The organism is Vibrio plantisponsor (genome assembly GCF_013041605.1).
Lineage (GTDB): Bacteria > Pseudomonadota > Gammaproteobacteria > Enterobacterales > Vibrionaceae > Vibrio > Vibrio plantisponsor.
Map to the genome: position 1 here is coordinate 175,003 of NZ_JABEQC010000008.1, position 13,731 is coordinate 188,733.

General features: G+C 45.2%; 13 protein-coding genes. 9 read left to right on the forward strand and 4 right to left on the reverse strand.

Annotation, left to right across the window (positions count from 1 at the left end; translation table 11 throughout):
* Window positions 1–7: 7 nt before the first annotated feature.
* The gene (gene xerD, locus HKI82_RS12910) at window positions 8–916 is read right to left on the reverse strand and encodes a site-specific tyrosine recombinase XerD (RefSeq protein ID WP_102940970.1); all 909 of its coding nucleotides are present in this window, start codon (window positions 914–916) and stop codon (window positions 8–10) included.
* 180 nt (window positions 917–1,096) lie between these two features.
* Here xerD and fldB point away from each other — a divergent pair, with 180 nt between their 5' ends.
* Complete coding sequence (gene fldB, locus HKI82_RS12915) at window positions 1,097–1,615, forward strand: flavodoxin FldB (RefSeq protein WP_102940969.1); 519 nt, start codon at window positions 1,097–1,099, stop codon at window positions 1,613–1,615.
* 2 nt (window positions 1,616–1,617) lie between these two features.
* Here fldB and ampD read toward each other — a convergent pair whose 3' ends face one another.
* Window positions 1,618–2,160 (reverse strand): 1,6-anhydro-N-acetylmuramyl-L-alanine amidase AmpD, encoded by a 543-nt coding sequence (gene ampD, locus HKI82_RS12920; RefSeq protein ID WP_171138257.1) that lies wholly within the window; start codon window positions 2,158–2,160, stop codon window positions 1,618–1,620.
* 133 nt (window positions 2,161–2,293) lie between these two features.
* Between ampD and nadC the strand changes: the two genes are divergently transcribed.
* From nadC to yacG, 8 genes are all read left to right on the forward strand, one after another.
* Window positions 2,294–3,181, forward strand: coding sequence for a carboxylating nicotinate-nucleotide diphosphorylase (gene nadC / locus HKI82_RS12925; RefSeq protein ID WP_042484530.1), 888 nt, complete (start codon window positions 2,294–2,296; stop codon window positions 3,179–3,181).
* Window positions 3,182–3,449: 268 nt separating this feature from the next.
* Window positions 3,450–3,893 (forward strand): pilin, encoded by a 444-nt coding sequence (locus HKI82_RS12930; protein ID WP_171138258.1) that lies wholly within the window; start codon window positions 3,450–3,452, stop codon window positions 3,891–3,893.
* Window positions 3,894–3,908: 15 nt separating this feature from the next.
* Window positions 3,909–5,597, forward strand: coding sequence for a type IV-A pilus assembly ATPase PilB (gene pilB / locus HKI82_RS12935; protein ID WP_171138259.1), 1,689 nt, complete (start codon window positions 3,909–3,911; stop codon window positions 5,595–5,597).
* A gap of 18 nt (window positions 5,598–5,615) precedes the next feature.
* The gene (locus HKI82_RS12940) at window positions 5,616–6,842 is read left to right on the forward strand and encodes a type II secretion system F family protein (protein ID WP_102940965.1); all 1,227 of its coding nucleotides are present in this window, start codon (window positions 5,616–5,618) and stop codon (window positions 6,840–6,842) included.
* 79 nt (window positions 6,843–6,921) lie between these two features.
* The gene (locus HKI82_RS12945; protein ID WP_171138260.1) at window positions 6,922–7,791 is read left to right on the forward strand and encodes a prepilin peptidase; all 870 of its coding nucleotides are present in this window, start codon (window positions 6,922–6,924) and stop codon (window positions 7,789–7,791) included.
* A gap of 3 nt (window positions 7,792–7,794) precedes the next feature.
* Entirely contained in the window at window positions 7,795–8,403 is a 609-nt protein-coding gene (gene coaE / locus HKI82_RS12950) for a dephospho-CoA kinase (RefSeq protein WP_102940963.1), read from the forward strand.
* A 31-nt stretch (window positions 8,404–8,434) separates the two neighbouring features.
* Window positions 8,435–9,175 carry a cell division protein ZapD gene (gene zapD, locus HKI82_RS12955; protein WP_102940962.1) on the forward strand — a complete coding sequence of 247 codons (741 nt, stop codon included), beginning with the start codon at window positions 8,435–8,437 and terminating at the stop codon, window positions 9,173–9,175.
* Window positions 9,176–9,220: 45 nt separating this feature from the next.
* Window positions 9,221–9,424 carry a DNA gyrase inhibitor YacG gene (gene yacG / locus HKI82_RS12960; protein ID WP_171138261.1) on the forward strand — a complete coding sequence of 68 codons (204 nt, stop codon included), beginning with the start codon at window positions 9,221–9,223 and terminating at the stop codon, window positions 9,422–9,424.
* A gap of 66 nt (window positions 9,425–9,490) precedes the next feature.
* Here yacG and parC read toward each other — a convergent pair whose 3' ends face one another.
* Both parC and parE read right to left on the reverse strand, forming a co-directional pair.
* Complete coding sequence (parC, locus tag HKI82_RS12965; protein ID WP_171138262.1) at window positions 9,491–11,770, reverse strand: DNA topoisomerase IV subunit A; 2,280 nt, start codon at window positions 11,768–11,770, stop codon at window positions 9,491–9,493.
* 3 nt (window positions 11,771–11,773) lie between these two features.
* Entirely contained in the window at window positions 11,774–13,654 is a 1,881-nt protein-coding gene (parE, locus tag HKI82_RS12970; RefSeq protein WP_102940959.1) for a DNA topoisomerase IV subunit B, read from the reverse strand.
* Between the last annotated feature and the right edge of the window lie 77 nt (window positions 13,655–13,731).

A 13,731-nucleotide genomic window follows, 5' to 3' on the forward strand; every position in this document is an offset into this window, starting at 1 on the left:
ATCACCTTTAAGCCCTTGGATGGTGCTCACTATGTATTTGTTTAAGTCGCTCAGTTGCAACATGAGTATAAATTTGGGTTGTCGATAAGTCACTATGCCCCAAAAGCATCTGTACCACACGTAAATCCGCGCCGTGATTTAACAAATGAGTCGCAAAAGCATGACGCAAAACGTGCGGTGAAAGCTTCTCAACATCAATTCCAGCAATCACAGCATAATGCTTTATGCGATGCCAAAAAGTCTGTCTGGTCATCTGCTGTGCTCGTTTACTTGGGAAAACTACATCCGAAGTTTGCTGACCTAATAATTCAGACCGCCCTTGATGGAAAAAAGTTTCAATCCACTCAATCGCGTTTTCTCCCATCGGAACCAAGCGCTCTTTTCCGCCTTTACCAATTACGCGCACAACGCCTTGGCGCAGGCTGATATTTTCTGTGGTCAGAGATACCAGTTCTGTTACACGCAGCCCTGTCGCATAAAGCAGCTCCAGCATGGCTTTGTCTCGAAGTTCAACGGGGTCATTCAGATCTTGAGCATTGAGCAGCGCTTCGACTTGCTCTTCAGTTAAATCTTTCGGCAAGCGTTTAGGCAGTTTCGGACTGACCATCAAAGCCGTTGGATCATCACTGCGGATTTTTTCACGATGCAGATATTGAAAAAGACGGCGTATTGCAGAGAGCATTCGCGCACGCGAGGTCTGCTTGTAGTCTTGGTCAATTAACCATGTTTGATACTCTTGCAGACCCGATAAACTGATGTAGTTCAGACGGTAGTTATTCTTATTCATCCAGCCTAAAAGCTTTGTTAAATCATTACGGTATGAAACTACCGTATTTTCTGACAAGCCTCTTTCCAGCCAAAGAGTATCTAAGAACTGCTCCATGATTCCTTGGTCAGGCAAAAATAATTCCGACACGTGTTCCTCTTTTTCTTATCATTATGCGAGATATCGACAATATGCCAAATAGCCACTAAGGCTACGAGATATCGCATGGATATACCATAAAAATCGGGCATGCTCAGGATATTCGCTGCACTCTCGGTCATTTTATGTTTAGAATCTACCATCCCAGAGAAAGAAAGAACTCAATAACCTATGAAAATTGGTCTATTTTACGGCTCAACGACCTGCTATACCGAAATGGCCGCTGAAAAAATGCGCGCGATCATCGGGGATGATCTGCTCGACATTCACAATGTAAAAGAAACACCGCTCAGCTTAATGAGTGACTATGATCTGCTAATATTAGGCATCTCGACGTGGGACTTTGGAGAGATCCAAGAGGACTGGAACGAATTATGGGATCAAATAGATGGCGTACCGCTAAACGGCAAGTCCGTCGCATTGTTCGGCTTAGGCGATCAAGAAGGTTATGGCGAATGGTATCTGGATGCGATGGGACTACTACACGACGAGATCAAGAAGACGGGAGCTAACATCATCGGTTACTGGCCTGTTGAAGGCTATACCTTTGAAGCATCAAAAGCACTGACTGAAGATGGGACTCAGTTTGTTGGCTTAGCGCTGGATGAAGACTCTCAATACGAACTCAGCGATGAACGCATTGCCACTTGGGTTGAGCAAGTGCTGATTGAGTACCAAGAGTCTCTTTAAGCTCAATCAAGCAAAGCGCGGTACTTTATCCAGTCAAATACCAAACCTGGGTCTGTTTTACGCATCGGGGCAATGTATTGGTGCCCCGTTATTCTTGGCACAGTGATTTGCGGATACATAATCATCAGTGCTTGGCTGAGCTTGGCTAGCGCCTGATATTGCTCCTCGGTATAAGCGACATAATCTGTACCTTCCAACTCAATACCTATCGAATAATCATTACAACGCTCTCTGCCCGCAAAAGAAGACTGTCCTGCATGCCAGGCTCTAGCGGTAAATGGAACAAACTGCACCACTTCGCCATTGCGCTTGATCAAGCAGTGCGCAGAGACGCCCATTTTATGGATCACTTTGAAAAACGGATGCTCATCCGGATTTAGTTTTCCGGTAAAAAACTGCTCAATATGATCACTGCCAAACTGGCCCGGTGGCAGGCTAATGTTATGCACCACCAGCAATGAGATATCGTTAACGTCGCTTCGCTCATCAAAATACGGTGACGGCACTTTGCGCGCAGTGTGATACCAGCCTTGGTTATCAATCATAAAGAGACCTTTATTTATTCATTCAGTGCTTTTGATTTTAACCGTCTCACGAGGAAATGCGAGATTAAGGGCTGAATTTAAATCTTACTCATCGTATTATGCCTGCCTCTGTTAATCCGGATTAAGATTTGCGATGAAAAATACTCACAATAGCCAAGAGCGCCTTGATTACCTAAAACAACAACTACCATTGGAAATTGCTCGTACCGTTGAAGCGACCCTAAAGGAAGATTTAGGTGGAACTCTCGACCCAGCGGCTGATCTGACAGCAAATCTTATCCCTGCAGATGTGCAAGGCACTGCCACCATTATCACGCGCGAACACGGTGTGTTCTGCGGTAAAGCTTGGGCGGATGAAGTCTTCAAACAACTGGGTGGTGAAGTCAAAATCGACTGGCATGTGGAAGATGGCGACAAAGTCGAACCAAACCAAACACTGTGCACGCTTTCTGGCCCAGCGCGAATCCTTCTTACAGGCGAGCGTAACGCGATGAACTTTATTCAGACACTTTCAGGTTGTGCAACGACAACCGCTGAATATGCGAAAGCGTTAGAAGGTACCAACTGCCGCTTACTGGATACGCGTAAAACCATTCCTGGTTTACGTAGTGCTCTGAAATACGCTGTTGCTTGTGGCGGCGGCTATAACCATCGTATCGGTGTGTTTGATGCTTACCTAATTAAAGAGAACCACATCATCGCCAATGGTGGTATTACTCAAACGATTAAAACAGCGAAAGAACTTAATCCGGGTAAACCTGTTGAAGTTGAAACAGAGAGCCTAGAAGAACTGCGTGAAGCGATTGAAGCTGGCGCTGATATCATCATGCTCGACAACTTCACCATGGATATGATGCGAGAAGCGGTTGCGATTAATGCAGGCCGTGCGGCGTTAGAAAATTCAGGCAACGTTACTCTAGAAACACTGCGCGAATACGCGGAAACAGGTGTTGATTACATTTCTGTGGGTGCGTTAACTAAGCACGTGAGAGCCATGGATCTCTCTATGCGTTTCAAATAAGCGTTTTAAATCAGCACGGTGAATATGCATCAGCAGATTTGAACCCAAATTTGTTTCAATTTTAAGACCCGCTTCGGCGGGTTTTTCGTTCCTTCTTGATACTCCATTCCAAACGAATGCGAAGCCAGTCGAAAGCTTTTGTTGATGATATGAAAGTCGTTCAATAAATAAATCTCATCACTCGCGCAACTGAACTGCTGTCGTTCTCAATATCAAACCAAGCACATAATCTCTTACTCCGAATAGCCCAAACAAACGGAGAGAGGCAATGAAAACAAATCAGCTTAAAAAACAGAAAGGTTTTACCTTAATTGAATTGATGATTGTGGTTGGCATCATTGGCGTACTGAGTGCGATCGCAGTTCCAGCCTACCAAAGCTATCTATTAAAAACTGAGGCGAACACAGCCGTCAGTATTCCTAGAACGCTATTAACCAATATCGACTTATTTATTCAAGAGAAAGGCGAATTTCCTTCAGATAGTAATTTTTCAGAAATTGGCGGCGCGAAAAACATGAGTGCTTTAGGCTCGCTCACACTTACCAAAACAGAAAAGACTAAAGGAACTCTTATTTTTAAAATCGAGAGTGATAGTGCACTCAAAGACAAAACCGTTACTTTTACTCGTAACGAAAATGGTTGGAAATGTACCCACACGACAGAACAAAAATTAAAAGGCTGTTCTGACCCTACTGCTAAGCCTGCCACTTAATAATAACGAACTCTAATGATAACCAACCTAATCACCCTACTGCGCCAAGCTAATTTATTAAGCTTGGAGCAAGAGCAGAGTGTGGTGAGCCATATTGAAGCTTCTGGCACTGATGTGCCGGAAGCTTTAATTCAGCTTGGGTTTATTCACTCGTCTGAACTCGCTAACTATCTACAGCAACAACTAGCGATGCCAGTCACTCAACTCAATGAGTTTGATTATGCACAGGTATGTCAACAGCTTGGTTTAAGAGATCTCATCACTCGCTTTAATGCTCTGCCAATTCAAAACCAAAATAACCAACTGCTTCTGGCGGTATCAGATCCAACACACCCGAGTGTAGAAGATGAGTTTCGCTTCACAACTGGCTTAAACGTTGAACTGGCACTCGCCGATCATAAATCATTGCAAGCCGCCATTCGTCGCCTCTATGGCAAAACAATCAACGACGAAGCTAAGCAGAACAAAGAGATCAGCCAAGATGAACTTGCAAGCTTAGTTCAACTTTCTGATGATGAGCTGCAATCGATTGAGGATCTCAGTAAAGACGAATCGCCGGTAAGCCGATTTATCAATCAAGTGTTACTTGATGCTGTGCGCAAAGGAGCTTCCGATATTCACTTTGAACCCTATGAAGATGTGTATCGTATTCGCCTACGTTGTGATGGTATTTTAGTCGAAACTCACCGCCCTGCGAGCCATCTCAGTCGGCGGCTTGCTGCGCGTATTAAAATACTTTCAAAGCTGGATATTGCCGAACGCCGACTTCCCCAAGACGGACGAATTAAACTTCGCTTAAATCGCGATACTGCGATTGATATGCGAGTTTCATCGCTGCCAACTTTATGGGGAGAGAAGATTGTATTACGTCTGCTTGATAGCAGCGCAGCCAATCTCAACATCGACAAACTCGGCTATGACGAAGTGCAAAAGCAGCACTATTTAGATGCCCTTAAAAAGCCGCAAGGCATGATCTTGATGACAGGTCCAACAGGAAGCGGCAAAACCGTTTCTCTTTATACAGGGCTACGCATACTCAATACCTCTGAAATTAATATCTCCACCGCGGAAGATCCGGTGGAAATCAACCTCTCGGGCATTAATCAGGTGCAGGTACAACCTAAGATAGGTTTTGGCTTCTCTGATGCACTACGTTCCTTTCTTCGTCAGGACCCTGATGTGGTGATGGTGGGTGAGATTCGAGACCTCGAAACTGCGGAAATAGCGGTGAAAGCAGCTCAAACTGGACACTTGGTGTTATCAACACTCCATACCAACTCTGCCGCCGAAACCGTCATACGTTTAGCCAACATGGGTGTTGAACCCTTCAACCTCGCATCGTCTCTGAGTTTAATCATCGCCCAACGTCTGGCTCGCCGTTTATGCAGCCACTGCAAAATAGCCACTACGCCATCCGTCACCTTGCAAGCTCAGTTTAACTTGTCAGCGGACGAAACCATATACCAAGCCAACCACTTAGGCTGTACCGAGTGCACCGGAGGATATTCTGGACGTGTCGGAATCTACGAAGTGATGGCTTTCAATGACGTTCTTGCTGAAGCCGTCATGAATAAGTCAAGTGTGGCGCAAATCGAAACCATCGCTAAGGCCAATGGCATGAGCACTTTGCTGGATTCTGGCGTACAGAAGTTAAAGCAAGGTGTCACCAGTTTTGCCGAGTTACAACGTGTTTTGTATTTCTAATCATTAGTGAGTATTTATATGAAAAAGAACTCTAGCCCTCAACTCAGTAGCTTTCGTTGGAGCGGAATAAACAGCACAGGTAAAAAAGTGTCTGGTCAGCTTCTGGCGCTGACAGAAAGCGAGGTTCGAGACAAACTAAGTGAACAGAGCATTAAGGTCAAAAAACTCAAGAAAGGCAGTGCCCCTCTTTTTACGCGTCTGTTTCACCGAGTTAAGGGAAATGACATCACCATACTCACTCGCCAACTTTCTACCATGCTGACGACGGGTGTTCCTATTGTTCAAGCACTGAAACTGGTTGGTGACAATCACCGTAAACCAGAAATGAAATCGATTCTGACTCAAATATCCAAAGGAGTTGAGGCCGGTACTCCCATTTCAAAAGCAATGCGTAACACCAGCAGCCACTTTGATTCCTTGTATGTTGACTTAGTTCAGACTGGTGAACAATCCGGAAACCTAGCTGAAGTTTTTGAACGTTTAGCCACATACCGCGAAAAAAGCGAAGAGTTGAGAGCAAAAGTTATTAAAGCATTGATTTACCCAGCAATGGTTGTACTTGTTGCCCTAAGTGTCTCGTACTTGATGTTAACCATGGTGATACCGGAGTTTGAAGCCATGTTCAGTGGCTTTGGCGCAGAACTTCCTTGGTTTACGCAGCAGGTTTTAAAACTTTCGCACGGCGTTCAGGCTTATAGTTTGGTTGCTCTTGTTGTTACTATTGCGTCTGTTGTCGCCTTTCGTACTGCAAGGAAAAAATCCTCACTGTTTCGCCTGAAAACCAGCCGCCTAGGATTAAAATGCCCTGTTATCGGCAGCGTGTTAGCCAAAGCCGCTATCGCCAAATTCAGCCGCACACTGGCAACCAGTTTCAGCGCGGGTATTCCGATTCTCTCCAGTTTAAAAACCACTGCTAAAACCGCTGGCAATGTCCACTTTGAATACGCCATAGATGAGGTTCATCGTGATACCGCGTCGGGTATGCCTATGTATATCGCGATGCGAAATACGGAAGCTTTTCCTGAGATGGTATTGCAAATGGTAATGATCGGTGAAGAGTCAGGAAAACTCGACGACATGCTGAATAAAATTGCTTCGATCTACGAGTTCGAGGTGGATAATACCGTCGATAATCTGGGAAAAATCCTCGAACCTTTAATTATTGTGTTTCTTGGCGTGGTTGTCGGCGGGTTAGTAGTGGCAATGTACTTGCCAATCTTTAACTTAATGAGTGTGTTAGGGTAATATAACCATCACTAACGCATTCAACCGCTTAGTTTTTTAATCAATACCCTCCCTTTTACTGCGGCAAATGAGCGAACAAATGGAAATTTTTGAATACTATCCTTGGCTTTTCGTAGCATCTGCCTCTCTACTCGGTTTAATTATCGGCAGCTTTCTCAATGTGGTGATCTATCGGCTACCGAAAATGATGGAGCGAGAATGGCGTCAGGAATGTGCGGAATATTTTCCAGAATCCAACATTCAAGTGCCAGAAGGCAAGCTGACCCTTAGCACACCACGCTCAACTTGCCCGAGTTGCCAAACACCACTGCGCATTATGGATAATGTACCCGTGATTAGCTGGCTGCTATTGCGTGGTAAATGCGCCCATTGTCAGGTTCCCATCAGTGCGCGTTATCCGTTGATTGAGCTCCTTACAGCAGCGATGAGCTTTCTTGTCGCACAACATTTTGGCTTTAGTTACTTCACTATTGCCTTGTTGTTTTTCAGCTATGTTCTCATCGCAGCAACCTTTATCGATTTAGATACCATGTTGCTGCCAGATCAACTGACACTCCCGTTGCTTTGGGCGGGTATTACACTTTCACTTATAGGTATAAGCCCAGTTTCTCTGCAAGATGCCATTATCGGCGCTATCGCGGGTTATTTAGCCTTGTGGTCTGTGTACTGGGTCTTCAAGCTCGCAACAGGCAAAGAAGGTATGGGATATGGTGATTTTAAACTGCTTGCGGCACTGGGTGCTTGGTTGGGCTGGCAGCAGTTGCCTCTGATTATTCTGCTTTCATCCTTAGTAGGGCTTGTGTTTGGTATCATTCAACTGCGATTAAAGAAGCAAGGTATCGATAAAGCCTTCCCTTTTGGACCTTATATTGCCATTGCTGGATGGATAGCTCTTCTGTGGGGACACGAAATCATTGATAGCTACTACTCTTACTTATTGGGGTACTAAACGATGGCATTAGTGATTGGCTTAACCGGAGGCATCGCAAGCGGAAAGACCACTGTCGCCAATATGTTTCGCGACCAGTTTGGTATTGAAATCGTCGACGCTGACGTGATTGCTCGACGAGTAGTAGAAAAAGGCAGTATCGGCCTCGAAGCCATCCATCAGCATTTTGGCGATGAGATCTTAACGGCAGAGGGAGAACTCAACCGCGCTGAGCTTCGAACACGAATATTTGCCAATGAAGAAGAAAAAACTTGGGTTAATCAGTTGCTTCATCCAATGATTCGTCAACAAATGGAGCAAGATCTGCAACGAGTCACATCGCCTTATGCGTTATTGGTCGTTCCGTTACTTACGGAAAACAATCTACAGCATATGGCTGATAGAGTTTTAGTTGTGGATGTCGATGAAGAAACACAAATTGAAAGGACAATGAGTCGAGACAAGGTGCCGATGGAACAAGCAAAATCGATCTTAGCTGCACAAGCCAGTCGTGAACAACGTTTAGCCATTGCCGACGATGTGATTAAAAATGACGCGAAAAACCAGAAACTTTTGCCTCAAATCACAGAATTACACAAAAAGTACCTAGCCATCAGCCGTAAAAATCTGTGAGAATAAGCCGAAAGGACGCAAGGCAAATCTGATGACGACACACAAGTTTGAACACCCTCTGAATGAAAAAACACGTATTTACTTACGAGTTGAAGCTTTGCTGCACCAGATGGAAAAAGCATCAGCCTTTGCTGACAGTATTCAGCACCAGTTATTTTTCCGTTCTCTATTCGATCTACTCGAAATTTTTGAGCAGATACAATTAAAGAGTGAACTGGCAAAAGATATCGAAAAACAGCGCCTCACTTACCGCAGTTGGTTAAACGTGGACGGTGTAGACCAAGAGATGCTTTCAGCACTGCTTGCTGAAGTGGATGAAGTACATCGCAATCTAATGAGCGCAGATCGTTTTGGTCAGTCACTTAAAGAAGATCGTTTCTTGTCTGCCATCCGACAGCGTTTTAACCTACCCGGCGGATCATGCTGTTTTGATCTTCCCGCTTTGCATTACTGGCTTCACCTCTCGCCAGAGAAAAAATCTCAAGATGCCAACAAATGGATGAGTACCTTAAAACCATTGTTAGATGCACTGACTCTTTGGCTCAAACTGACTCGTGAAACAGGTAGCTTTAAACCTCGTGTCGCACAATCTGGATTTTTCCAAAGCGATGCAGAAGATGCCAACATACTGCGCTTGTCCATTCCGCTCGAATATGGTGTGTACCCAATGATCTCAGGTCATAAAAATCGTTTTGCGATTAAATTTATCGACTTTAAAACTGGGCAAGCCAGCTCTGAAGAGATACCCTTCGACCTTGCTGTGTGCTGCTGAATAAACGTTTCTTAGCAGCTGAACCATCATTAATAGGAAATCTAGATGTCGTCCCAAAAGCCTACTGTGGTGAAATGTCCCCAATGCAAGCAAGAAGTCGTATGGAATGAGCAAAGTCCTTATCGCCCTTTTTGTAGTAAACAATGCCAAATAATTGATTTTGGTGAATGGGCTGATGAAGAAAATGCCATTGCTGGTGCGCCAGATATGTCCGACTCTGACGGATGGACAGAAGACTACAACTCTTAATCCGATATTGAATTTTAAGCACAAAAAAGCCCCGAAGTTCGGGGCTTTTGCTTTTACTCGTTAGTGTTACTCTTCAGGCTCTGAGCTTGATTCTGCATTTGAAGTATCAATATCTATCTCAGTTACTCGCTGTAAGCCTCTAGGTAACAATCCACCACGGCGACCACGTTCACCACGGAAGTTATCCAAATCACTCGGTTTCAAGCCAAGCTTACGCTTACCAGCATACAGAGTGACTGAAGCACCACTTGGTAATGCAATCAGATGAGACACAACCTCTTCGCGAGATTTGGCTTTTGCCGCTGGAATATTGATGATCTTGTTACCTTTACCTTTACCTAACTGTGGCAAGTCTTTAATTGGGAACAACAACATACGTCCCAAGTTGGTAATGGTAAGGATCTCATCAGTTTCAAGATCATTGACCGCTTGAGGTGCCATAATCTCAGCATTTTCAGGCAAATTCACCAGTGCTTTACCACTGCGGTTTTTCGAAAGCAGATCGGTTCCCTTACAGACGAAACCATAGCCAGCATCAGAGCCAACCAGCCAAAGCTGCTCTTCTTCACCCATGATAACCTGACGGATCGTCGTCCCTTCAGCAACGTTCAATCGGCCTGTAATCGGTTCACCCTGACCACGAGCCGAAGGCAAGGTATGTGACTCAAGAGAGTAGCTACGGCCATCACTGCCGAAGAAAACAACTTGTTGGTTACTCTTACCGCTCGCTTGAGCTAAGTAAGCATCGCCTGATTTGTAGCTTAGACTGGTGCCATCAACATCATGGCCTTTCGCATGACGAATCCAACCTTTTTCAGACAGAACCACAGTGATCAGTTCGCTTGGCATCAAATCACGTTCAGTTAGCGCTTTCGCTTCTTCACGTTCAACCAATGGTGAGCGACGATCATCACCGTATTTCTCAGCATCCGCCTTGATCTCTTTTTTCAGCAAGGTGTTTAGACGGCGTTCAGAGCCCAGAAGATCTTCCAGTTTTTTACGCTCTTTCTCTAACTCGTCTTGCTCACCGCGAATCTTCATCTCTTCCAGTTTCGCTAAGTTACGAAGTCTGGTGTCTAAGATCGCATCAGCTTGAATATCACTGATACCAAAGCGAGCCATTAATACTGCTTTCGGATCGTCTTCAGTACGGATAATTTCTATCACTTCATCAAGGTTAAGGTATGCAACCAACAAACCTTCCAAGATGTGTAAACGAGCCATGACTTTATCAAGACGGAATTGAAGACGACGACGTACGCTGGTACGACGGAATTCGATCCACTCATTGAGAATGTCGACCAAACCTTTGACCTGAGGACGATTGTCCAGACCGATCATGTTCAGGTTTACGCGGAAGCTTTTCTCTAAATCAGTCGAAGCGAACAGGTGGCTCATCAGCAAATCGCAATCGACACGATTCGAGCGCGGAACAATCACAATTCGAGTCGGGTTTTCGTGATCAGACTCGTCTCGTAGATCGTCAACCATAGGCAGTTTCTTCGCACGCATCTGGTTAGCGATCTGTTCAAGAAGTTTTGCACCCGAAACCTGATGTGGCAGCGCCGAAATAACGATGTCAGAACCTTCTTTGTGCCAAATCGCACGCGCTTTGATGCTGCCGCGGCCAGTGCGATAAATTTTTTCCAACTCAGCTTGAGGTGAAATAATTTCCGCTTCAGTTGGATAATCCGGCCCTTTCACAAACTGCATCACATCTGACAGTTCCGATTTCGGGTTATCAATCAGATGGATAGTTGCATCGGCAATTTCGCGTACGTTGTGTGGCGGAATATCAGTCGCCATACCAACGGCAATACCTGTTACACCGTTCAATAGAATATGTGGCAAGCGTGCTGGCAACATTTGCGGCTCTTTCATCGTGCCATCAAAGTTTGGCTGCCAATCCACGTTACCTTGGCCAAGTTCGCCTAATAATACTTCCGCAAACTTAGATAGCTTTGCTTCTGTATAACGCATGGCCGCGAAGGATTTCGGATCATCCGGCGCACCCCAGTTACCTTGACCATCCACCAGAGGGTAGCGGTAAGAGAAAGGCTGAGCCATCAGTACCATCGCTTCGTAACATGCAGAGTCACCATGCGGATGGTATTTACCCAACACGTCACCTACGGTACGTGCAGACTTTTTATATTTTGCCGCAGCCGAAAGTCCCAGCTCCGACATTGCATAAATTATGCGTCGTTGAACCGGCTTTAAACCATCACCAATATATGGCAAGGCACGGTCCATGATTACGTACATCGAGTAGTTCAGGTAAGCATCTTCCGTAAACTTGCGCATTGGAAGTTGTTCAACACCCTCGAAGTTAATTTCAGTACTCATTCATTACACCTCAGCCAAATCGCCATTGCTTTGTAGCCAAGTACGGCGGTCATCCGCACGTTTCTTGCCTAAAAGCATGTCCAACATCTCGTCCGTTGCCGTTTCATCATCAATCGTGAGCTGTACTAAACGACGAGTGTTTGGATCCATGGTTGTTTCGCGCAATTGAAGTGGGTTCATCTCACCCAAACCTTTGAATCGCTGAACGTTAATTTTGGCTTTCTTCTGGCTTAGTCTTTCCAAAATGCCATCTTTCTCTGCGTCATCTAGCGCATAGAACACTTCTTTACCGCAATCGATTCGATAAAGAGGAGGCATAGCGACATAGATATGACCCGCTTTGGTCAGAGCTTGGAAGTGCTTAGTAAACAGAGCACAAAGCAGAGTTGCGATATGAAGACCATCCGAGTCCGCATCGGCAAGGATACAGATTTTGCCGTAACGCAATCCGCTGAGGTCGTCGCTATCCGGGTCAATGCCCAAAGCAACAGAAATATCGTGTACTTCTTGAGACGCTAGTACCTGATCAGCAGACACTTCCCAAGTATTAAGAATTTTACCGCGTAGTGGCATCACCGCTTGGAACTCGCGATCACGTGCTTGCTTCGCACTACCACCCGCAGAATCCCCTTCGACGAAGAAGATTTCAGTACGGCTAAGGTCTTGCACTGAACAGTCTGTGAGTTTACCCGGTAGAGCTGGCCCTGAAGCCACTTTCTTACGGACCACTTTCTTACTAGCACGCATACGGCTGTGAGCATTCGCAATACACACTTCTGCAAGTTGTTCTGCAAGTTGAGGCTTTTCATTCAGCCATAGGCTAAACGAGTCTTTCACCACACCAGAAACAAATGCGGCCGTTTGACGAGAAGAGAGACGTTCTTTTGTTTGACCAGCAAACTGCGGATCTTGCATTTTCACCGAAAGAACATAGGCACAGCGGTCGAATACGTCTTCACCCGTGAGCTTAACACCACGTGGCAATAAATTACGGAACTCACAGAACTCGCGCATTGCATCCAATAAGCCCTGACGCAATCCATTGACGTGAGTACCACCTTGCGCAGTTGGGATTAAGTTAACGTAACTCTCAGTAATGAGCTCGCCACCTTCAGGAAGCCAAATAACGGCCCAAGTTGCCGCTTCAGTCTCAGCTTTAAACTCACCGGTGAAAGGCTCTTCTGGTAGAACAACCGAATCTTTTACACCTTCGGTGAGATAGTCTTTTAAACCATCTTCGTACAGCCAGCGATACTCTTTATCATTCACCTTGTCGGTAAATGTGATTTCTAGCCCCGGACACAGTACGGCTTTCGCTCGCAAGTTATTGACTAAGCGTGATACGGAGAAATTAGGATAATCAAAATAAGAAGTATCAGGCCAGAAATGAACGCTGGTACCGCGGTTACGACGACCGCAGGTTCCTGTTACAGTGAGATCGGAAACTTTGTTGCCGTGTTCGAAAGCGATTTCGTAAATTTGACCATCGCGACGTACAGCAACTTCAACGCGTTTAGAAAGGGCGTTAACTACCGAGATACCTACACCGTGTAGACCGCCTGAGAATTGATAGTTTTTGTTCGAAAACTTACCGCCAGCATGAAGCTTACAGAAGATAAGCTCGACACCAGAAATTTTTTCTTCTGGGTGAATATCTACAGGCATGCCTCGACCATCATCAATCACTTCTAATGATTGATCGGCGTGAAGGATTACCTGAACCTTTGTGGCATGTCCGGCCAACGCTTCATCGACACTGTTGTCGATAACTTCTTGCCCAAGATGGTTCGGGCGCGTTGTATCCGTGTACATCCCAGGCCTGCGACGCACTGGTTCTAAGCCATTAAGGACTTCAATGGCTCCAGCATTATATTGTTCAGTCATAATATGTAATGCTTTTATCGATAAATAATTGGTAACTTTACATCTCGTTTATTAACGCTTTATTTTTATAACAATAC